Genomic DNA, 21,779 nt, shown 5'->3' on the forward strand with positions numbered 1-21,779 from the left:
GTGTGTCCTTCGACAAGCTTGGTGGCTTCTTCAACCAGAATCTCGCCGCGGAGATCGAATCGTTATCTGCGCCGCAAAGTGCGGCCGGTGAGCGGCGTGGCCCTGCGTTCCAGTTGGCCACGGTCCTCGCTGGGACGAGCAAGTAAATGGCTTGCGCAGCAACGGTGCGATCACACCTGGAGCACGGCGTCATCAGGAAAGCGCCATCCTTGTGCGCCCACGACACCCTGGTCGCCATCGGCCGCATCGCGGGGGGGCACTGTGGGCGATAACCATTCATTGATCTGGGCGATTGAGGGTTCTGCCGGGGCGCTATTGCTGCTCGGTAGGGCTGCGGGCTGGCGAGTCTACCAAGGCGAGCAACGACAGGCGAGACGGCAGACATTACGTGACGGAACTTGATATTGCAGTGCAGCAAGCGTAGAGCACCGCGCGCTTATCGGAGTGTCGTCCATGGCCCTTACCAATGCTGGTAACGAGGCAGAACCTGTCGAACAATCGAGCCATTCTGAGGTCGAGCAGCACAGCACCAAGGCGCTGATGTTGGGCGCACTAGGTGTCGTTTATGGCGATATAGGCACCAGCCCGATCTATGCATTTCGCGAGGCGTTGCATGCATCAGCGGGTGGCAACGTCGCCAGCCGTGGCGACATCCTCGGCGTACTCTCGCTGATCATCTGGTCCCTGACGATCACCGTGACGATCAAATACATCATGTTCGTGCTCCGCGCCGACAATCGAGGCGAGGGCGGAGTGCTGTCGCTTATGGCGCTGGCGCGCAACAGTTTCCCGACCTGCTCTGCGGTGATCCTCGGCATCGGCATCGGCATCGGCATCGTCGGCGCGGCGCTTTTTTTTGGCGACGCCGTCATTACGCCGGCAATCTCGGTACTGTCGGCGGTCGAAGGTATGAATGTCGTCACGCCGACGTTCCAGCCCTATGTGGTGCCGCTGACACTGGCCATCCTGGCGATCGTGTTTGCGGTACAGCGGTTTGGCACCGGCGGCGTAGGATTGGTGTTCGGACCCGTTACCGCGCTGTGGTTCCTGGCCATCGGCCTTTCCGGGCTCAACCACATCATGGACGACCCGGAAATCCTGCTGGCAATCAGCCCGCATTACATCGTGTCGTTCCTGGTCAACTCGCCTGACGTCGCCTTCGTTACGGTTGGTGCAGTCTTCCTCGCCGTCACCGGAGCCGAGGCGCTCTACGCCGACCTCGGCCATTTCGGCCGCAAGCCGATCGTGCTCGCCTGGCTGGCGATCGTGTTCCCTTGTCTGTTGCTCAATTATGTCGGGCAAGGCGCCTTCGTGCTGGCAAATGGCGGCGTTGTCGGTCATCCGTTCTTCGAGATGAACCAGGGCTGGACGCTTATTCCGATGGTCGTGCTTGCCACGGCGGCGACCGTGATCGCCTGCCAGGCGGTGATCTCCGGCGCCTTTTCGCTGACCAGGCAAGCGGTACAGCTCAACATGCTGCCGCGTTTCGTCATCCAGCACACGTCGGAAAAACAGTCGGGCCAGATCTATCTGCCGCGCATCAACCTGATGCTGGCGCTGGTGGTGATGCTGCTGGTGGTCGGCTTCGGCGAATCCAGCCGGCTGGCCTCGGCCTACGGTATTTCGGTGACCGGCAATATGCTGGTGACGAACATACTGCTTTTTGTTGTGATGACGCGCATCTGGAAATGGCCGCTCGGCGTCGCGATAGCCTTAATGGCGGTGTTCGTCTTCATCGATACCGGCTTCTTTGCAGCTAACATCGTCAAGGTATTCGAAGGCGGCTGGGCCTCGCTTGCCATTGCCGCAGTGATCGTGATGACCATGTGGACTTGGATAAGAGGCAGCAGGTATCTATTTGACAAGACGCGCAGGAACCAGATTCCGCTCGATTTCCTTGCGGGCAATCTGTTGAAGAAGAAACCGCAGCTGGTGTCCGGTACGGCCGTGTTCCTGACCAGCGATCCCGCCAGTGCGCCGACCGCGTTGATGCACAGCCTGAAGCACTACAAGGCGCTGCACGAACAGAACGTCATCCTCTCTGTGGTGACGGCGCAGCAGCCCGTGGTGCCCGACAGCGAGCGGATCAAGATGGAAACGATCAATGAGCTGTTCATGCGGGTGACACTGACCTTCGGCTACATGGAACAGCCTAACATCCCGCGTGCGCTGGCGATCTGCCGCAAGCAGGGTTGGAAGTTCGACATCATGACGACGTCCTTCTTCCTGTCGCGTCGCTCGCTCAAGGCGTCACCCAACTCCGGCATGCCGGTGTGGCAGGACAAGCTGTTCATCGGCTTGGCGCGCACGGCCGCCGACGCGACGGAGTATTTCCAGATCCCGACCGGACGTGTGGTCGAGATCGGAACGCAAGTGGCCGTTTAGGTATGCCCGGTTAAGCAGAATCAATTGGCATTTCGCGAGCCGGTGAATGCCTGACCGGGCGGAGGCCACGATGCTTGCGCCAAACTGGGGTCCGGTTCCAGGCCTGAAGCTTCCGGCCCCGAAAGCCGTCCTTTACGCCTGCGATCATTTCCGTTCCGCATTGTCTTGCCGACCCACCAGTCGAGATGCGCTGAAACGACCTCGCCGGGCAGCAACTTATCATTTGAACCTAATCGATGTGCCGCAAGTCCGACCTTCATTCTTCAGTTCACAGGCTAGCGTTGCCAAAATCGGCGTGCCGCCTAACCGGCGCCGCACCGTGACCTGTCAGGATGCTATGCAGGCGCGAGGCAGAAGCTGGCTCGAGGCCGCCGGCCTGGTGCTGGTCCGGCAGCGGCCGGGCTCGGCCAAAGGCTTCATGTTCCTCTGGAGGATGAGACGGGTGCGGCAAACGTCGTCGTCTGGGTCAAGATCTCTCGAGAAATTCCGGCGCGTGCTTCTTGCTTCGGCCATGCTCGGCGTCCGCGGACGCATCCGACGGAAGAGGAGGTGGTGCACCTCGTCGCCCACGAGCTGACCGATCTGTCGGCCGGGCTGGCCAGCGTGGGAAACCGCAAGACGCCGTTTCCGTTGCCGCACGGCCGAGGGACGAGGCTCATCACGGCGGATCGGGCATCGATCCGCGCGGCATGCCGAAGGGGCGCGACATCGTCGATGCAGTATGACCATATCGACCCTATCAAGTTCAAGACGCGTAACTTCCGGTAGCGCTTCCGGAGGCCACTTCAGCAGCATGTTGTGCACACTTTTGTCGGACCCTGTTAACTGCCGATTGGCAGCAGGTCACCCCGTGCCGGATCCCAAATGTCGTCGCTCTCAAGCGCAACGACTGCCCGCACCCTTTTTAAGTCAGCGAGCACCTCCACCGCCGGACGCCGCCCCGTTTCCTGAGCCGCGGCGTAACGGGTGTATTTGTGACTGTCCGGCTCAAACCACTTCAACGATTCCAAAGTAGCCATGGCATCGCCCTTGCGGCTGCGCGTGATGCGAATGATCGTGATCCCATCCTAAGCGCTCGCGTCGAATGGAGACACGCTGCCAACGCTTCATCTGCTCTACCCCATCTTTGTTCCAAGGCGGTCGGATCATCTCAATGAGCCCTGCCTCGGGGTGGCCAAAGCATGCATATTTATCGTTCGGCCCCGCATCGAATTATCATCTGCGATGTGGGACTCGATCTTGGGTTGGCGACGGCTTCGCTCCGGGAGTAGACGTCGGACCACTGATAAGTGCCGGACCTTCTCCACAATTTCTCGGCGGACTCATCGTGAACGCTCGATTGGACGTAAATGCGGTTCGCGGAAACGCAGGTCTGGCCGGCATTGCGGAACTTCGCCTGGACCGCACCGTCAACAGCACCGTCAATGTCGGCATCATCGAAGATGATGAAAGGTGCATTGCCGCCGGTTTCAAGGCTGACCTTCTTGATCTGGTCAGAGCACTGACGCATCAGCAGCCGTCCGACCTCGTTCGAACCGGTAAAGCTGATCTTTGGAATTGGTGCAGAGTTCACGGCCCACGCGATCACCTTCGGACGCATAGATCAGGTTGACCACGCCATCGGGAAAGCCGGCCTGATGGCGAGAGCAAACATTGCACCTAGCCACGCCACGATAAGATCGAGCGCGGCTTCGTTGCGTGCGGGTCTGTGGTCAGTGGAGGGCGGAGGAAAAGCGCTCGGCGTGCTCGCCCTCGCGATACCACTGGTTCGCGCCGGCAAGCGCCAGTTTCTGAGGCAAATCGCCGAACAGCTGGTAGAGCCTTACTCTCAGGGCTTGGCATCTATGTCGCCTACGACCGCCACATGCAGCCCGTCGCGTGCGAAAGCGGCTTTGTGGAAGGCGCTTAGATCGGAGGGCGTTACGCTAGTCAGCCTCCCTTGGGCGGTCTCGAATACGGATGCGTGCGTAGATTCCGCGCCGCCAGGCCAGCTCGGCGATCGCATGAGGTTCGCGCTCATTGGCAATGATTTCGGAGAGAAGCTGGGCGCGTATGCGGTCGAAAAGTGCTGGTGTAGCCGGATGCGGGTCCCGCCGCCGAGAATGTCGGCCAGCAGTCGAGCGCCGCGGCCCCGCACCAGGGACCGCCCATGAATGACTCATGCGAGGCGTCTCAAGGCTGTCCGCGATCCAGCGCCAGATCTCCGCCTCGCCCGAGACGCGCAGAGCTGGCCGGTTGTGCAGGAGCCGTCGGCAATATCCGCCTTCCTCGTTCGGATGGGTAACGCTTGCGATACGGAGTCTTGACTTTGGCAGTCGCTCTGTGACATTACCTATATAAAGTTCGAAAGAAGGCGATATGGATCATGCATAGGTCACAGAGACCCGAATGAAGGCAACGTATAAACGCACCTATTCGCGCTACGCGATGGAAGCGCTTGGCCTTTTCGGTAAGACCATCCGGCTTGGCCGGATGCAGCACCGGTTAACCGCACAGGAGTTAGCCGAGAGAATCGGTGTTTCACGCAGCACCCTGCAGCGCATCGAGAAGGGCGATCCCAAAGTCGAAATCGGACTGATGTTCGAAGCTGCTGCCATTGTCGGTGTGAAGCTGTTCGATGCCGACGGCAATGGCATCACAGCCCTCACAGGCCGCATGGACGATCGCATCGCGCTGCTGCCGAAGCACGTCTACAAGGCCGGCAAGCAGATCGTCGATGAGTTCTAAGGTCCCCAAGTACGACGAAGCCTATGTCTGGGTCTGGCTGCCGGGCGAGACCGCGCCGGTTGTCGCCGGGCGGCTATATGCCCATGACGGACTCGTCAGCTTCAACTATGGCAGGAGCTTTCGTGAACTGGGAAGCGCGATCCCGCTTTATCTCCCGGAACTGCCCCTGAAGGCAGGCGAATTGCCTTTGCTTCCTGGCCTAACCATGCCGGGATGCATCCGCGATGCTGCCCCTGATGCCTGGGGACGACGGGTTATCCTAAACCGCAAATTCGGTGTGAAGGGCGATGAAATCGCGCGGCTCGATATTTCAGAACTGACGTTCTTGCTGGAATCAGGCTCGGACCGCATCGGCGCGCTCGATTTTCAGTTTTCGCCAATGCATTACGAGCCGCGCGCACTGGCCAATGCCACTCTCGAAGAGCTTGTCCAATCGGCGGAGCGGGTAGAGAAAGGTATTCCGCTCACCCCCGAATTAGATCAGGCGCTGCATCACGGCAGCTCGATCGGCGGCGCAAGGCCAAAGGCGCTGATCGAGGGTGACGCCGTCAAGCATGTCGCGAAATTTTCCTCGTCTGCCGACCTTTACAGCGTCGTCAAAGGAGAATTCATAGCCATGCGGCTTGCCGCCTTGTGCGGCATCAGAGCGGCATCCGTCTCGCTCGTTCGCGCCGCAGGCAACGACGTGTTGCTCGTCGAGCGATTCGACCGGATCAAGGTCACGGGCGGCTGGCAACGCAAATCCATGGTCTCAGCGCTGACGATGCTCGCGCTCGATGAGATGATGGCGCGTTACGCCAGCTACCAGGATTTGGCGGAGATCATTCGCCACCGATTCACCGCGCCGTCGGAAACTCTGCGCGAGTTGTTCAGCCGCATTGTCTTCAACATACTTTGCGGCAACACCGACGATCATGCCCGCAACCATGCGGCATTCTGGGACGGCGCTAAGCTCACCCTCACGCCTGCGTACGATATTTGTCCGCAGGCCCGCAGTGGCCAGGAGGCCAGCCAGGCCATGCTCATCAGCGGCAATAACCGCATGAGCCGGATAGCGTCCTGCCTTGAAGCGGCGCATCACTTCCTGCTCAGCGCGCCGGAAGCTCTTGCGATTGTTGAAGGCCAGCTCCGATGCATTGCGGAGAATTGGCCGCGTGTCAGCGAGGAAGCTACGCTATCCGGCACAGATCGCAATCTGTTCTGGGGCCGACAGTTCCTCAATCCCTACGCTTTTACGGCGCTGGAAGGAAGCGCCGACGTTCTCCGCGCTCTGGCTGACGAACTACGCAACAGTGTTCACGCCTGATCCGGCGCTGGATTTCGGACAAGCTCGGCAAGCGCAAGACGCCCACAATATCGACAACCCTTGCCGTGCCAGGACGAAGATTGAACAAACGGCTCTTCAACAGTGACAACGTGCACTGCGGAGAGATGTGGAGCTGACACCGCAAAAGCCCAAGACGCGCGACTTCCCGCGATACAACTCCACATAACTGAGCGTCTACAAGCGGTGCAGCCAGCCAAACATCCAGCCATCAAAGCGATGATCGTCTGATCTTTTGCCGATGACATCACGTCGGGGAAGCCTTGTTCGAGCGCTTGCCGCTTCATATCGATACCGGCCTGGGCGTAGCGCATCGTTAGTTCAGCCCGAGTGGCCTGGCCATCGACTGATGGTGGCGATGTCAACACCCGCCTTGACGAGGTGGATGGCCGTCGTGTCCCGCAAAGGGCGATGATGGATGCTTTTTTCCGCCATGGTGGTTCCTTCGCCCGCAGCCATGTGTGCGCAGCAAGTATGGAACACCGAACCGGGTGAGCAGTGTGGGGCGGTCGTTGCTTTGCTCGGCGGGACAGGGCGATACCAGACGAAGGTCACAATCGAAGATTCAGGATCCCTGAACTCGTGCATCCGTATTGAACATCAGCGAAAACAGAGCGTAATCCCGCTGTCCAGAAGGCGTGCGGCGGACGATACGCGCCAGGACGCTCTTGATTTCCGGGCTCATCGAGATATTCGACAGGTGCCACCCACGCGCCCTCTTGAAGGGAAGTGTCACCACCAGTTGCAGCGTATCCTAATATTCGGGGTGCTCCGAAATCAGGAACCGCGCAAAGGCATGCATCGCCGCCAGCCTTGCATTGCGGGTCGCAACTGCCACGCTCGACCTCAAGTGATGTGAGAAAGCTGCCCATCCTGTCGGTATTGATGTCGGAGACCGCTTCTTCTTTCAAGAATATCTTCCCGCTCTCCCGCGGCATGAGCCCGTGGCATGCTTCGGCCCAATGCTGTGGATTGATGTTTCTTCATGCCACAACCTCGCTGACGAGACCGCCGAAAGCCCCTTCAAAGCGGTCGGTGGCGATCTCTCGCAGCTTTGGAAGGTAGTGCATTGATTTTTCGTGGAATGGGGACCCTGTTTAAAGGGTGATTTTCGTCCAAACGGGACCCCTTAACGATGGGGTCATCAAGATGCCTCCGGCTTGATCGGAGGCATTTGTGTTTTGGATGTTGGTTTTAGAGACGATTGCAAAGATACGTCGGCTGTCGCTGGTCCAGGGGAAGTCGATCAAAGCGATCTGCCGTGAGCTGAAGATCTCGCGCAAGGTGGTGCGCAAGGTCCTGCGTTCTGAGGAGACGCAGTTCCGCTACGAGCGCAAGCACCAGCCCTATCCCCGCATGGGAGCTCGGCGTGAGACGCGGGACCGGCTGCTGTCGGCGAATGCGGCCAAGCCGCAGCGGGAGCGGCTGCCGGTCGCTTCGACGGCTTCCATTGCATTCCCCCGTCGGTGTCGAAGACCTGCACGGTGCGCTTCGACAACAACAAATACTCGGTGCTGTCGAGTGCCGTCGGTCGGCCCATCGAGATCCATGCTTATGTCGATCGGATCGCATCCGCCAGAGGATGGCGTGGTCGTGGGAGAACACGTTCGCTCCTTTGGCCGCAACGAGGTCGCCTACGATCCCTGGCACACGGCGCGCGCCGTTCCTTGGCTGGGTCGTGCGGTCGGCAATGGAGAAGGTGCGGCGCAGCTCAAGGCGGTTGATGACGTCGACCGGCAGATGGTGTTGATCCTCACCTGGGTGCTGACCGACGGATTGAGCGCGGTCGAGGCCGCCTGTCAGGAAGCCATCGAGCACGGTGCATCGTCGGCGCCGGTGATCCTCAACATCCTGGCCCGCAGCCGCGATCCGGCGCCGGGCACGATCCTTTCCATTCCCCAAGCGCTGAAGCTAGCTCACGAGCGGTCGCCGACTGCACCCGCTATGACAGTCTCAGGAGGACAAACAGCCATGGAACGCACCGAGGTACTGGAACTGATGGGAGCGCTGAAGCTCTACGGAATGCGCAGAGCCTATGACGAGATCATGGGCGCGTCGCCATCAAGCGACGGCACGAGCCGCCCAGGATTGTCGGTGATCTCTTGCAGGCCGAGATATCGGAGAAGCAGGCCCGCTCCATCAAATACCAGTTCGCTGTCGCCAAGTTGCCGCTGGCCAAGGACATCGACGACTTCGACTTCGCCGACACGCCGGTCACCCCCTGATGCGCGATCTCGCCCGGCCGCGCCTTCGTCGCCGATCAGCGCAACATCGTCCTGGTCGGCCGCCTTCACGGGTCACCCAACTCGCGCGGAAGGTCGACCGCATTGCGACGGGCGCGTGTCGACTTCCCAACAATGTCAGACAGGAGACGCAACGCTATCGGAGCGATCGCATTGCCCGAAACGATTTTCCCAGTTGGCACGACAATTGCGGTCCTATGCGCAAAAGCAAACTAGACCTGAGAGCCGCACCGCATGAATGTAGCCTCCCAATATCTGCCGCTTGTGGCGCATCACGAAGCCGGGCACGCGGTGGCCGCCATCGTTTTGCACCGTCAGACGTTCGACGACGACCGTGAACTCCCTGCTTTCTCAAGTGTTAGTATTTACCCCGACGTCGGTGACGGAGAGTGCGGTGGTGTTGTCGAAGGCGCGGGTTTTTATTCAGCGCAAGGATTCACCTCGAAGCGAAAGCCGATTTTCGAGGACGATATGGATCGATGTTTGGAACGCGATGATGCGATCCGGGAGATAGTTGCGTGTCTGGCAGGTCCTTTTGCAGAATCCGCATTCGAAGGCTATCTGGACCCGCGCGATATGGCGATGAATGCGTCCGATGGGAATGAGGGGAGCAGCGACTACGCGGATGCCAAGCGAATCTATGGTGAGTTGCGGTTCCTGATGCCGCGCCGCCCCGATTGGGGGCGGATCGAAGATTGCACGGCCCGGCTAGTACTCGATCACTGGTCGGCCATCGAAGCATTGGCCGCGCATTTGCTGGTCAAGCATGCTCTCCAATTCGATGAGGCTCTGACGATTGTTGCGCCGCATCTTCCGCCCATGCCAGCAGCTACGCCGCCAGAGCGTCATCCGCAGCCTGCTTGATCAGCCATTCGATGTGATTTGACCACATCTGCAACACCTCGCGCTTCTCCTTGACGTTGCTATAGAGATTGTAGATTTCGCCAATGTCTGTCAAGGACGCCGCCTTGTGATTCAGTATGTGCTCGATGACGTGTGGCAATACCTGCCGCCTGCCGAGATTTGTCGCGAGCGTCCTGCGCAGATCGTGAAGGGTCCAGTTCTCCAAAGCCACCCCGTCAGTATTGACCTTGCCGTCTAGAGCCTTCTTGCCCTTCGCGTAGCCTGAGAAGTGGCTTCTTTCGTTGCCCCTCGCAGGGAAAAAAACGTGTCATTGGTCTTCGGTACCGTCTGGGGGACCGACACCGCCAGTGTGGACAGCGGAATAAGCGTAGGCTCTTCGTTCTTCGTGCGGTCACCCGATAGTTCCATGTTCCGGCTTCAAGGTTGAGGACCAACGCATCGCGGCAACTTCCGTACGCCTCTGTCCGGTCAGAATGAGCAGCTTGACGATGGAGCCGAACGAATAGCCGATATCGCCCGGTTCGGGCTCACAGCCCGTTCATATAGCCGCCAGTTCGGCATCGTTCACCACTCGCTTGCGCTTGACGATCGGGGCCGGATCCGGATTTTCCAATCCCTCGCGGGGAAACCGCGGATGAGCCGTTGCGGCGGTTTGCGACACCAGTTGAAAAATGCCCGCATACACCAGAAGGCCGTGTTAGCCGCTTGCGGGTGACCCCCGGCGACGATCTTCTTGGTGATGTTAGCAATGTCGGTGTCGATCACATGGTGGATAGAGCGACTCCCGAGGGCAGGCACAAGATACCGGTTCAGGCTGGCCTCGACCAGTGCGGTGTTTTGAGGGTCGTTACTCGGCGGCCTGGAGGTGACCGCCATCGCCGTCCTCGGTATCGTCAGCGCTGATATGCGCCTGATCGGCAAGGAAGGCTGGCAGTTCCGATGGAGCTATGCTGGAATTTGGGTGACGAGGCTGATCAAGCGGCGCTCTGCGGCTTCGTTTCGATGACCTGGATTCCGTCCAGGAACCTGGCACCTGCGATGAGTTTCGGCAACTGATTTTGTCCTTTCAATCGTCGCCACTTCCTGGCCGCGGCCAACAGCTTGAAGACCATCAGCTGGGCGGTTTTCGAGGATAGCGAGCCCTTGGTACGCACCGTGCGATAGCGAACGGTTGCAAAGACGCTTTCGATGGGATTGGACGTTCGCAGATGATCCCAGTGTTGGGCGGGGAAATCGTAGAGCGCCAGCGACGCAATATGATCTTTCGTCAGGCAGTCGACCGCCTTGGCATACGCCTCGGCCTCCATCTCGATCGCATGCGCAAGCAATTTGCGCGCGCCGCTGCGAAGTACATCCGTCAGGGTATCATCGATTTCGTCGGGCTGACGAAGGCGAACAATGTGTTGATAGTCTCGTTCATGGCGTATCACTCTCCTTGAGAGGTACTGGCAGGCTTCATCACCCGCCTCGATACGCCGCTCTCCTCAAGCCGCCATCATCCAGTTTCCGCCATGGCTCCCCCTGATTGATCCGCTTCACCTGTGCAACTGCACAGGCTGCCCTAGCGGGGAGATTGGCCTCCAATGGCGAAAGCTTGCCGCAGGAGACCCTCCGATGACCGTGCCTATGGCGCCGCCGCTACGACAACTTGCCGACAAGCAGCGTGCGATCCACTGCCGCGCTACTGCGCCTTCAAGGGACGTCTGGATCGCGACGCAGGAGCCGATGACCGTTACGGGATCAATTCCAGGTCGCGCTGGCCGTCGCTGTGCCAGTTCGACGGTCTGGTGGCAATTTGGGCACATCTTCTGTCGCCGACAGTGGCGATGGCTGACGCTTCAACGAAACGGGGTCTTCGACGTCTGCTGCCTTCGCCGATGCTTTGCGAAGTGGCATAATGTTTCGACGCACGCAGGCGCGGGCAGGGGATGTCAGTCATGAATCTCCTGACTGGCGCGGATCAGGCCGATTGGCGGGATGAAAGATCATACGACTACACCGCTGGCCTGACGCTGCGGGAGTGGGCTTGGGAGTTCTTACGCCGCAATCCAGCGTTCCAGCGCGATCTGACCGCTGCGCGCCAGCATTGCAAGACTTGGTCTCTCCAATCCTTTCTCGATATGGTCGCGTCGGCCGGCGACCTGTCACGCTGGGGTGTTCTGTTTCGCGGAGTCTTGTGGCCGCGCTTCGGTCGTATTCTGGTGTCCGCTCTGGTGCGTCCATGTGCTGCCGGTCATTGCGGAACGGTTGCCTGCCTCGTCGCCGACACCGCCGTTCGAACTCTCGGCATTGCCCTGTCGTGCAATCGTCCTGCTGGCGCCCGACAAGAGCCAGCATGTTCTTCTTCGCAATGCGGACCACGCGCTGCAGCTCGCCGTCTCGGGCGCGAATATCCTCCACCCTGTTTGCCTGCATACGCAAGCCATCTGGCCCGCGGTGCTTTTAAAGCATCGACTGAGGGGACTGGAGTGCCTCAATGCTCTCAGTCTAGGGCAACAGTTGCCCCCCCGCTTGTTTGCGCCGGAAAAGCGCGGCGTTCGTTTGTCCTTCGTTCTTCGTGCGCTCGACGGTTCGCTCGCCGGAGCACCTCATCGCGAGCTCGCCGAAGTTCTCATCGGTCAACGGCGCGTCCATGCCGACTGGGCGGATCCTCGCGATCATCTGCGCGACCGCATCCGTCGGGCCGTCTCGCGTGGCCGCGCGCTCATGAATGGTGGCTACAGAGATTTCCTAATTTGAAAAGCGACAGTCCGCGCTGTGCGTCGGTGGATGAACGTTCGCTCGCAGCTGTACCCGTCACCAACAGTTCGCCCGCCGACAGGACTGCATGGCGCCTTGCAAGTGCGCTCTGGTCTAGCTTGTCGATGCCGAAATGAGATGGGCGAGGGTGCCAAGGCGGTGGTTCATTAGGGCCGGCCTCGACCTGGACGCACATCATTGGTCGGAAAGCGGCGTGCACCGCAATGTCGCCATAGCAGCCAAGATCCTTTGAGGCCGGACCTGCAGTCCTGTTGGACCGGCGGGTGCAACAATATGGAGGGATCTGAGGCCTCACACCGTTCCCTGGTCGACAGCTCGGTCAACATAGCACCCACCGCTTGATTATGGAAATGGTGTGCCTGGAGTGCAGCGAGTAGCGGCTTGCTGCGCACTGTCCTAAGAATAGCAGTCATGACCCGTCTGGGGTTCTGCAACACGACGATTCAACCGCTTGGGCATTGTCGCATATCCCACAATGTAGAATGCGCAACAGGGCAAAAGCTGATCCATCGGCGGTTTATCAATGCTTTTTGGCTTGGCACGGCACATGCAACGCAATCGGCAAAAGGCGCACGAACTGAGTGGCCCATCGGCCCTAGGAGCGCTGACTTATGCCCTCCCAAGGCATGTCCGGCCCGACAGCGAGCTCAGTCTCCTGCCGGGCATCCGTGTTTCAGGTCAACGGCGTTTGGAACTTCCAATTAGGTGGCGGCATTGACCGCAGGCCGCCCCCCGGTGGGGCGGAGAGACAGTGCAGCAGGTTTCAAATCCCGCCCATGCAAAGATATTTCATTTCCAGATAGTCCTCGAGGCCATGACGGGAACCCTCCCGCCCGATGCCGGATTGTTTGATCCCGCCAAACGGTGCCGCCTCCGAGGACATGCGTCCCGTGTTGATGCCAACCATGCCATATTCCAGAGCCTCTGCCACACGCCAGACCCGCTTCAGGTTTGAGGCATAGAAGTATGCGGCGAGGCCGTATATCGTGTCATTGGCCTCGCGCACGACCTGATCCGCATCGTTGAAGCGAATGATCGGCGCGAGCGGCCCGAATGTCTCCTCTTGCGCGACTGCCATGACGCTGGAAATCTCGGTGAGGACCGTGGGTTCGAAAAACGTGCCATTCTTGCCGATACGCTGGCCCCCGCATCGTATTGTGCCGCCTTTCGCAATGGCATCTGCGACGTGAGACTCGATCTTGGCCAGAGCATGCTTGTCGATGAGCGGTCCGATGTCCACTCCGGCATCGAATCCGTCGCCAACCGACAAGTGCCGGATTCTTTCCACGAATTTCTTGACGAACTCATCGTGAACGCTCGATTGGACGTAAATGCGGTTCGCGGAAACGCAGGTCTGGCCGGCATTGCGGAACTTCGCCTGGACCGCACCGTCAACAGCACCGTCAATGTCGGCATCATCGAAGATGATGAAAGGTGCATTGCCGCCGAGTTCAAGGCTGACCTTCTTGATCTGGTCAGAGCACTGACGCATCAGCAGCCGTCCGACCTCGGTCGAACCGGTGAAGCTGATCTTTCGAATCTTGGAATTGGTGCAGAGTTCACGGCCCACGCGATCACCTTCGGACGCATAGATCAGGTTGACCACGCCATCGGGAAAGCCGGCCTGATGGGCGAGGGCGAACATTGCGCCAGCCACGAGCGGCGTCTGTTCAGCGGGCTTGAGCACGATTGTGCAGCCCGCAGCCAAGGCCGGCGAGATTTTGCGCGCCACCATGGAGGCCGGGAAATTCCATGGCGTGATCGTGCCAACAACGCCGATGGGCTGCTTGATCACTAGCATTCGGCGGTCTGTCGAGGGTGCCGAGATCGTCTCGCCATAGACGCGATTGGCCTCCTCGGCATACCATTGCAGATACGCCGCCGCATGCGATACCTCTGAAATGGCTTCGGCAAGCGGCTTGCCCATTTCCGCAGTCAGAATCGCGGCGAGATCGCCTGCATGGTCGATGATCAGCTGATGCCATCGCCAAAGAACGTCGCTACGTTCTCGGGCCGTCAACGCGGCCCATCCCGACTGCGCAACATAGGCCTTGTCTACCGCAGCACGTGTCTCCTCCACGCCCATATCGGGAAGCTCTGCCAAAACTTCGCCGGTCGACGGATTGACGACCTCGAACGTCTTATTGCCAACTGGTCTGCCGAGTGCCGGCAGGCGGTCGATGGCTCCAAACAGGTGCGGGGATTTCAGACGGCGGATCATCGGCAGGCACAGGGGCAATACCGGATTCCTCCTCAACGCAGCGAACATCCAGGTCGACAGGCCGTCAGTGTGTATTCTGCACCAGTGGGTTCGTCGTAGGGCCTCGGCAAAGCAGCTGGTAGACCACGCTAGCCCGATGAAAAGACAGCAGTTTCGTTAGTTTGAGTGCCCGCGGTTCATCAATTGATGGATTAAGCAGTCGGATGTTTGCTTCATCCACCATGCCTGCTGGTGGCATGCGACTGAATTCTGCAAAAAGGCGGCATACATGCTGAGGAGCGCCATTTCGGCGAGAGGCCGCCGGACCGCCAATGCCGCGCAAGGTCGGCGAAAACGACTCCGCGCGTCTGCATGATCTGCTTGGCCCACGGGCCTCCACATTCGCTCTTCCCACGAGAAGCCCCGATGAAGAAGGAAGGTGAGATGAGTTTCTTTACTCATCCTTGCCGCCCAGCGGCGGGCCGACCACCAAAATGGCGGGCTCGGCCGAAAGCAGCTTTTTGGCCGCCGCCTTGACCTGTTTGAGCGTCACCCGACCGATGCTGCGGGCGCGACGCTGGTTGTAGTCGACGTCGGCCTTGTGAATCTGCAAATCCAGGAGCCGGTCTGCAATCGAGCGGGTCGAGCCCAGTTGGTCGATGGCATAGGCGCCGATCAGGTGCTTCTTCGACGCCTTGAGCTCGGCCCCGGTCGGTCCTTGCTGCGCCATCTGCTTTACCACATCTCGCACGATGCTCAGTGTTTGGGCAGCGCAGTCCGAGCGTGTCTCTGTCGTAACCAGAAGCGAGTCAAGGGTTAGTTCAGAGCTGACGTGATAGGCAAGGCCGCGTTTTTGACGTACCTCCTCGTAAAGGCGGGAAGTCAAGTATGAGCCGCCAAGGATGTCGTTCAGCAGCACGGCCGCGTAGAAATCCGGCGCGCTAGGCTTCACGCCAGGCCAGGCCAACGTCAGCGAAGTCTGCGGCAGGTCGTAGTTCTCCTCCACCAGTTGACCGAGTTTCGGCGCGACATCGTAGACGGGGACGAGGGTTTGTTGCTCAGGCAAATCACCAAACAGCTGGTCAAGCCTTTCCCTCAACGTGTTCGCGTCAATGTCACCCACCACGGCAATATGGAGCCCGTCGCGAGCGAAAATGGCCTGGTGGAAGGCGCGGAGGTCGGACGGCGTGATGCCGGGCAGGCTCTCTTTTGTGCCTTCTCCCAGCCTTGAACAAGGATGCGCGCCATAGATCGCGCGCAGCCATTTGCGCTGAGCGATGGCGTTAGGGTCTCGCTCGCTGCCGACGATGCGGGAGACAATCTCGGCGCGGACGCGATCGATCGGCCCCTGCTCGAAGCGCGGCGCGTTCAGCGCGAGCCGAAGCAGGCCGAACGCCGCGTCCTGCTTTTTGGAAAGCATGCACATCGATCCGTAGATGTCGTCGCTTTGCGCGTCCAAACTCATTTCGGCGCCGGCATGGTCGAGCTTCACCTGGAAGGCACCGCTGTCGTAATGGCCAGCGCCTTCGATGAACAGGCCGGCCATCAGTTTGGCCATCCCCTCCTTCCCGACCGGGTCCTGCTTGGTGCCGCCCTTGAAGGCAAAGCCGATGTTGACGATTTCCACTGTGTGGTCCTCCACCAGCCAGGCGATGATGCCCTTTTCGGACTTCACCTCCTGGATGTTCATCGCAGCATGGGGCCGAGCGCCGAGCGTCATCTCTTGATTCTCCGTCTTGGGCAAGAGATAGCCCGTGGTCGAACGGTCGAACGCGAGATAGCGGGCGGCAACTGCTTTGATTTGCTCGGGGGTAACCTTGCGGATGCGATTCGGCCGTTCCTCGACATCCTTCACGGTACCGCCGGTGGCCAGCGTCGAGCCGTAGATGCTGGCGAGCCAGTCCAGGTTGTCTTCCGCAAAGATCATATTGAGCAAATAGTGGTCCTTGGCCTTGCCTAGTTCCTCGTTGCTGACACCATCCTCGGCAATGCGGGCAACTTCGGCAGCGGCCGCCGCTTCGAGATCAGCCAGCTTGGCATCGCCGCGCGGTGCGCCATAGATGGCGAACTTGGTGTCGTCGAGCATAGTGCCCTGGAAATAGACGCGGGCGCTGGAAGCGATACCTTGCTGGACAGCGAGCGCCTGGTAGAGCCGGCCGCGGTTACCGCCGCCGAGAATTTCGGCCAGCAGGTCGAGCGCTTCGGCCTCGCCCGGCTTGGCGGTGTGGTAGGACGGCACCACCCACTGCGTCGAAAAACTGGGCACGCTGACGCGGGCGTCTGAGAGCGTGACGGTGCGCCTGGTGTTCTGCTCGGGCTCAACCGGCCGGATGCGCGGCGGCAGGTCAGGTCCGCGCGCCACCTTGCCATAGGTCTTTTCGGCCAGCGCCCGCACCGTGTCCGGTTCGACATCGCCGGCCACGATCAGCACGGAGTTGTTGGGCCAGTAGTACTTTTCATAGAAGACGGTGGCGTCGACGCGGTTCAGCTGCTCGATCTCCTGCATCCAGCCGATGATCGGGATGCGATAGGGGTGGTTCTGCCACAGCGTCGCGTCGATCTCCTCATGGAGAACGTCCTGCGGGTTGGTGTCGGTGCTTGAGCGGCGCTCCTCGATGACCACATCGCGCTCGGTCTTGACGACATCGTCGGTCAGGATGAGGTTTCGCATTCGGTCGGCCTCGAAGCTCATCATCAGCTCGAGCGCCGACGGCGCCACTGTCTGATAGAAGGCGGTGTAGTCGGAGGAGGTGAAGGCGTTGTTGGAGCCGCCGATCTCGAACACTGCGCGGTCGAATTCGCCGCCCGCATGGTTGGTCGTCGCCTTGAACATCAGATGCTCGAAGAAATGGGCGATGCCGGATTTGCCCGGCGGCTCGTCGGCGCTGCCGATCTTGTACCACACCATGTGGGTGACGATCGGCGCCCGGTGGTTGGGAATGACGACCACCTCCATGCCGTTGTCGAGCACGAAATCCCTCGCCTTGCCGTCCTCCCATGCGACGGGGATCGGAGCCGGCCCCGCGCCGACCAACTCGGACGCAACGGACGTCCTGCGAAGCCCATGAGTGCGGGGCTTGCTTGGTAGTTCTGGTAGGGAGAGTGGGGTTATGGGCTGCGTTCCTGGCAAAGTGATCTGTTCCTCATTTTGAAGGATCTATGTCTCCCGAACGCCTATTGGGAGAAAGTGGATCGGCACGCGACGCCGAGCCACATGAGCCGTCAGCGTGTTGCTGGGCCTGACGCGAGCCTCATCTTTGGATGCGTCCGGGAAACTTTCGGCATGGTGAGGCCATGGGAAGTCTGCTCGTTATCCATTGGGTGTTTGCGGATACCTGAGCATGCCCCGTGCCAAGTAAGAAAGCCCCGATTCGCAAGGTTTGATCCAACCTTGATACTTGCGATATCCGACATTGTCGGGCATCCGACAGAAAGCGCCTTTCGCCGGCGCGCCGGCTATGACGCTCGCCTCCTCCGGCGTGACGACGATCCTTTGGCGGGCGCCGCGCACACCGATCTGCCCGCCTATCAGCACCGCGACATCGAAGGACAGCGCGATCGTGACTGGATGGGTCTTACGCAAACATGCAGCAGTGCCACCGCGATCAGGACTTCATCCGCCCCACAAAGACCCGAGCGCGAGGGACGACGTGTAAGGCAACATGTCATCCTCGATAATGATGCCGCGCATAAAGAGGTAAGGTCCCTCGTCGTACCGGCGAGCCCCTTCGCTGGGTCTCGCGAGGGTCTGGTTTGCGAACGTCGACCGACAGCATCACGGCATGGGCGGCCCCATCGGTAGGCAAGCATTGACCGTGCCATCAGCGTTGAGGCAGCGCAGAGCCCAATTTCCCGGTGCCAGCCGGTACGTTGGAGCTTCAACTGTGGCCAGCCAAGCGGGCCGAGGCCGTGAAACTCCTGATACCCTGGACCGTCCGGATTGCAACGCACGACGCCTTGGTCTCGCGCCAACGTCCATTGACGCTCAGCGAAGCATCATGCGGACGAGCTGGGAAAGCTTGGCCGGGCCGGCGCCTTCCCAGGCGCATGGGACGCGCGACGACCCATGTGGACCTTGGATTTCACTACGCACTTACGCTGCTTTGGCCTTGTCAGCAGCCTGAGCATAAAGCGTGCTCAGCTTTCAGGGCGAGCCTCTTTCATGTTGATAGCATCTGTCGTCATTCAGGATCGCCCCATTTTCGCATGCCGCTTGCAGCTTTCAGACTGTTGTCAGCCAGGGCCGCCATAAAGGGTCTCGTTTAACGCATTCGGGAGGCTTCATCACTCGACCACATTAATTTCGGGCCGTTCGCCGGCGCTCCGAATGGCACTTAACACCAGATCCTCTCCAAACCCGTGATGATCCAAGAGGAAAACGAAAAATCCCTAAATCATAAAAAAGCACCGATACGGTCGGCTCCAGGCTGATGAAATTGCGGTCTCACTGGCCACGCACGATACTTGCGATGGCGATGGCCATTGCAAAGGCCGGTCAAGCACCCAAGACGCTGACAAGCACGCCTCCGACCAAAGCTCGATCGTTGGCAGCCTTTCTAGCCGTATACTTGGGGCATTTTGGGACGGCGATCCGGACGCCGATTAAAACCTGCCGGTCGTCTAAATGGAATGGTTGGTCCGGGTCCTTACTGGACCTGCGCCAACCCGATCGGGCCGGCGCACAGGGGCACCCAGACAATTGGACACGTCGCCTTTGCGCGGCGGCTTGCACTTTCTCGGATGGCCTTTTTTCTCCCCGGGCGAAATCGAGCGAGCGGTGAGGCGGAGCCTTCGATTTTGCCGATCATGTCGTGTCGCTTCGATCGAACTGCTCAGACGATGATAGCGGCATTGATTGCCGCGGCCGAAATGCGTTGTGTGAAGTACGATTTCTACGCCGTATACATACTGCCGTACAGTTCGCCCTGTCAGCAGCCTTGCCAGCAATCCGCCCTGTGTCCAACTGTCGTCGAATTCACCGGTGTCATTGAGGAATTCGTATGATCGCCTCGAAACCATCATTGCGACCGCGGGCGGGCGACGCAAGCTCTAGACTGCCACCGATCCGCTGGATAACCATGTTAGCGATATGTAGACCAAGGCCTGAGCCCGCAGCAGGAGTAGCACCACGACTAAATCGCTTTGTAAGCCCTTCGAGGTCGGGGAGGGGCACCACCGGTCCGGCGTTTGCAATAGCGATGGTTCCATCAGTTTGGACGGAAACTGTTGTCGGAACAGTGGGCAGTCCATGTATCAGCGCATTCTCGATCAGGTTACGAAGGAGGATCCCAAACGCATCGACATCCACTTTGCGCATCAAAGTGGGGCAGCCGTCGACGTTAAGATGCAGGCGTCCGGCATATTGCGGCTTTTTCCTCAGGTCATCGATTTCCAGCCGAACCGATCGGACAAGATCGATCGCGTGATCCGCCATGCCAACCCCCGATTCGGCTTGAGCGAGCTGAAGCACTTTTTCGACAAGGCGGCCAAGGCTCGACAGCGCTTGCTCGATGCCGCGCGCACGCATTTTGGCCGACCCATTGGGAAGCTCGGCCACTAATCTCTGCATCTGAGCGATTGAACCTGCGATCGGCGTGCGCAGTTCATGCGCACTGTTTGCGGCGAACTCGCGTTCGGCCTCGAGAGCCGCCCGCAGACGATCGAGAAGCCGATTGACGGATGCCGCGATTGGAGCCAACTCTGCCGGGAAATCGCCCAAGTCCATTGGTGACAGATTGCCGCCGTCGCGCGATCCGATCTGCTGTCGCAGTACCTCGATTGGCCGCAGCGAGCGCCGGATCACGATCCACCAAACAGCTAAGCTAAAGGGCAGGAGCACGAGTGTCGGAAGGAAGACAAAAAGTGCGCCCTTCGCGATTGTGGTACGGCGGCCATCAAGCGGTTCGGCCAACTGATGATACACGCCGTCTTGGATCTCCTCTGTGTAGACGCGGTAATCAGCGTTTCGCCAAAAGCCGTTACTCAGGGGAGCATCAGGGAAGGGCTGCTGACCCTCTTCCGGTTCAGAAATAAGCACTACCCCGTACTTATTAATAACCTGCTCACGATAGGTCCAGTACTTTTCATAAGTTGGCAAGTGGTTATTGTATTGATCAACGTGTTTTCCATTCAAGACCTTGATCAGCTCTGGTTCTCTGTACTCTGCGCTCCCCTGGAGCAAGTCATCCGAACTTTCGTTTACATTATTGCAAAAAATGAACGCAGCAATGGTTGGGGCGGCGATCCAAACCAGGAGCGTTGCCCCGCCTAACCACGATATCAGCTTTCTCGTCATGCTGTTCGAGTTCGTCATGTGACCACGAGCCTGTATCCGGAGCCACGCACGGTTGCTATTCTATCCCCGCCGATCTTCTTGCGGAGCCGGCTGACATAAACCTCCACTGTGTTGCTCTCGAACTCCGAATTGAATGAATAAAGCGCGTGCTCGATCCTCCCCTTTGAAACGACCGAACCGGGCCGGCGTAGAAGGCAGTCGAGCACCGCCCATTCGCGTCCAGACAGGTGGACCTCCTGCCCGTCGCGGAAGAGGCGTCGCTCGGCTGCCTGTATGGAAAGCGTCCCAACCGAAAATTGCGGCTCCGGAAAATGCCCTTGGCGACGTGCCACTGCACGGATGCGTGCCGAGAGTTCCCCCAGATCGAACGGCTTGACCAAATAGTCGTCGGCGCCAGCGTTGAGCCCCTCGATGCGATGCGAAATCCGATCGCGGGCTGTCAGAATGATGACCGGCGTTGTATCAAGCCCCTTGATCAGCTCCCGCAGATAGTCGATGCCATTGCCGTCCGGCAGGTGAACGTCGAGCAAAATAACGTCGTAGCCGGCCACAGCTGCATGACCGCGCGCTCCGGACAGGCCCTCGGCCCAGTCGACCGCGTGGCCACCAGCCACCAAATGATCGTGCACAGCACTTCTAAGGTCGTCGTCGTCTTCAATGAGCAGTATTCGCATCAGGCTGCCGAGCTCCGGTATGAGGGCAAGGCTCCTGCCTTATTGATCGAAGCTGACAGTAGGCTGAACCGGCGCCAGCGAATATCTGGGGGCTTTCAGGCTGCTGTCAGCTACAATTGCAAGAAAGGGGTCGTTAACAAAGCCAAACGAAGAGGCCTTATGAAACCCCTCCTGATCTCGGCACTTTTGCTCAATGTGACCACCGGCGGCTGTACACTGGTTGGCGGGCAATTCGACGTGGCGGTCAACGAATGGCAGCCGCGCCACGCGTCAATGTCCAGGCTTGAAACTGACAGGTGTCTTAAAT

Annotated in this window: 11 protein-coding genes and 6 pseudogenes; 8 read left to right on the forward strand and 9 right to left on the reverse strand. The window is 59.6% G+C overall.

Annotated elements, in window-relative coordinates:
- Window positions 1-453: 453 nt before the first annotated feature.
- Both QAZ47_RS06850 and QAZ47_RS06855 read left to right on the forward strand, forming a co-directional pair.
- Window positions 454-2,385 carry a potassium transporter Kup gene (locus QAZ47_RS06850; protein WP_063169287.1) on the forward strand — a complete coding sequence of 644 codons (1,932 nt, stop codon included), beginning with the start codon at window positions 454-456 and terminating at the stop codon, window positions 2,383-2,385.
- A gap of 307 nt (window positions 2,386-2,692) precedes the next feature.
- Window positions 2,693-3,153: pseudogene (locus QAZ47_RS06855) on the forward strand (OB-fold nucleic acid binding domain-containing protein); the annotation flags it as partial.
- 512 nt (window positions 3,154-3,665) lie between these two features.
- Here the strand turns inward: QAZ47_RS06855 and QAZ47_RS06860 are convergent.
- Window positions 3,666-4,162, reverse strand: a pseudogene (locus QAZ47_RS06860) (aldehyde dehydrogenase family protein); the annotation flags it as partial.
- 611 nt (window positions 4,163-4,773) lie between these two features.
- On the opposite strand from QAZ47_RS06860, the gene QAZ47_RS06865 reads away from it, so the two are divergent.
- Together QAZ47_RS06865 and QAZ47_RS06870 are read left to right on the forward strand one after the other, a co-directional pair.
- Window positions 4,774-5,112 carry a helix-turn-helix transcriptional regulator gene (locus tag QAZ47_RS06865; protein WP_063169282.1) on the forward strand — a complete coding sequence of 113 codons (339 nt, stop codon included), beginning with the start codon at window positions 4,774-4,776 and terminating at the stop codon, window positions 5,110-5,112.
- Complete coding sequence (locus QAZ47_RS06870; protein WP_063169281.1) at window positions 5,102-6,418, forward strand: HipA domain-containing protein; 1,317 nt, start codon at window positions 5,102-5,104, stop codon at window positions 6,416-6,418. Before QAZ47_RS06865 ends, QAZ47_RS06870 begins: the two co-directional genes overlap by 11 nt.
- Window positions 6,419-6,987: 569 nt before the next feature.
- On the opposite strand, the gene QAZ47_RS06875 is transcribed toward QAZ47_RS06870, so the two are convergent.
- Complete coding sequence (locus QAZ47_RS06875; protein ID WP_126066776.1) at window positions 6,988-7,347, reverse strand: hypothetical protein; 360 nt, start codon at window positions 7,345-7,347, stop codon at window positions 6,988-6,990.
- Window positions 7,348-7,863: 516 nt separating this feature from the next.
- On the opposite strand from QAZ47_RS06875, the pseudogene QAZ47_RS06880 reads away from it, so the two are divergent.
- From QAZ47_RS06880 to QAZ47_RS06890, 3 genes and pseudogenes are all read left to right on the forward strand, one after another.
- Window positions 7,864-8,397: pseudogene (locus QAZ47_RS06880) on the forward strand (IS21 family transposase); the annotation flags it as partial.
- A gap of 10 nt (window positions 8,398-8,407) precedes the next feature.
- Window positions 8,408-8,721 (forward strand): annotated as a pseudogene (locus QAZ47_RS06885) (ATP-binding protein); the annotation flags it as partial.
- 192 nt (window positions 8,722-8,913) lie between these two features.
- Window positions 8,914-9,543 (forward strand): hypothetical protein, encoded by a 630-nt coding sequence (locus tag QAZ47_RS06890; protein WP_063169279.1) that lies wholly within the window; start codon window positions 8,914-8,916, stop codon window positions 9,541-9,543.
- Here the strand turns inward: QAZ47_RS06890 and QAZ47_RS06895 are convergent.
- Together QAZ47_RS06895 and QAZ47_RS06900 are read right to left on the reverse strand one after the other, a co-directional pair.
- The gene (locus QAZ47_RS06895) at window positions 9,509-9,748 is read right to left on the reverse strand and encodes a tyrosine-type recombinase/integrase (protein ID WP_063169278.1); all 240 of its coding nucleotides are present in this window, start codon (window positions 9,746-9,748) and stop codon (window positions 9,509-9,511) included. The two genes, QAZ47_RS06890 and QAZ47_RS06895, sit on opposite strands and share 35 nt — an antisense overlap.
- Window positions 9,749-10,517: 769 nt before the next feature.
- Window positions 10,518-10,829: pseudogene (locus tag QAZ47_RS06900) on the reverse strand (IS256 family transposase); the annotation flags it as partial.
- A 937-nt stretch (window positions 10,830-11,766) separates the two neighbouring features.
- On the opposite strand from QAZ47_RS06900, the gene QAZ47_RS06905 reads away from it, so the two are divergent.
- Window positions 11,767-12,282, forward strand: a complete 516-nt coding sequence (locus tag QAZ47_RS06905) for a DUF2285 domain-containing protein (protein ID WP_224570032.1) — start codon at window positions 11,767-11,769, stop codon at window positions 12,280-12,282.
- Between the two features lie 784 nt (window positions 12,283-13,066).
- Here the strand turns inward: QAZ47_RS06905 and QAZ47_RS06910 are convergent.
- From QAZ47_RS06910 to QAZ47_RS06930, 5 genes and pseudogenes are all read right to left on the reverse strand, one after another.
- Complete coding sequence (locus tag QAZ47_RS06910; protein WP_095769043.1) at window positions 13,067-14,542, reverse strand: NAD-dependent succinate-semialdehyde dehydrogenase; 1,476 nt, start codon at window positions 14,540-14,542, stop codon at window positions 13,067-13,069.
- A 415-nt stretch (window positions 14,543-14,957) separates the two neighbouring features.
- Complete coding sequence (locus QAZ47_RS06915; protein WP_128311092.1) at window positions 14,958-16,223, reverse strand: pitrilysin family protein; 1,266 nt, start codon at window positions 16,221-16,223, stop codon at window positions 14,958-14,960.
- Window positions 16,224-16,232: 9 nt separating this feature from the next.
- A pseudogene (locus QAZ47_RS06920) lies at window positions 16,233-17,537 on the reverse strand (pitrilysin family protein); the annotation flags it as partial.
- 1,950 nt (window positions 17,538-19,487) lie between these two features.
- Window positions 19,488-20,816: a HAMP domain-containing sensor histidine kinase gene (locus tag QAZ47_RS06925; protein ID WP_063169275.1), complete on the reverse strand. Its 1,329-nt coding sequence runs from the start codon at window positions 20,814-20,816 to the stop codon at window positions 19,488-19,490.
- Entirely contained in the window at window positions 20,813-21,472 is a 660-nt protein-coding gene (locus tag QAZ47_RS06930) for a response regulator transcription factor (RefSeq protein WP_024505389.1), read from the reverse strand. Before QAZ47_RS06930 ends, QAZ47_RS06925 begins: the two co-directional genes overlap by 4 nt.
- Window positions 21,473-21,779 lie beyond the last annotated feature (307 nt).

This window comes from Mesorhizobium sp. WSM4904, from assembly GCF_029674545.1.
Taxonomy (GTDB): Bacteria; Pseudomonadota; Alphaproteobacteria; order Rhizobiales; family Rhizobiaceae; genus Mesorhizobium.

Bases quoted from the DNA above. Each gene is read 5' to 3' on its own strand.
- QAZ47_RS06850 (WP_063169287.1), top strand. From the start codon at position 454: ATGGCCCTTACCAATGCTGGTAACGAGGCAGAACCTGTCGAACAATCG.
- QAZ47_RS06865 (WP_063169282.1), top strand. From the start codon at position 4,774: ATGAAGGCAACGTATAAACGCACCTATTCGCGCTACGCGATGGAAGCG.
- QAZ47_RS06870 (WP_063169281.1), top strand. From the start codon at position 5,102: ATGAGTTCTAAGGTCCCCAAGTACGACGAAGCCTATGTCTGGGTCTGG.
- QAZ47_RS06890 (WP_063169279.1), top strand. From the start codon at position 8,914: ATGAATGTAGCCTCCCAATATCTGCCGCTTGTGGCGCATCACGAAGCC.
- QAZ47_RS06915 (WP_128311092.1), bottom strand. From the start codon at position 16,223: ATGACGCTCGGCGCTCGGCCCCATGCTGCGATGAACATCCAGGAGGTG.
- QAZ47_RS06925 (WP_063169275.1), bottom strand. From the start codon at position 20,816: ATGACGAACTCGAACAGCATGACGAGAAAGCTGATATCGTGGTTAGGC.
- QAZ47_RS06930 (WP_024505389.1), bottom strand. From the start codon at position 21,472: ATGCGAATACTGCTCATTGAAGACGACGACGACCTTAGAAGTGCTGTG.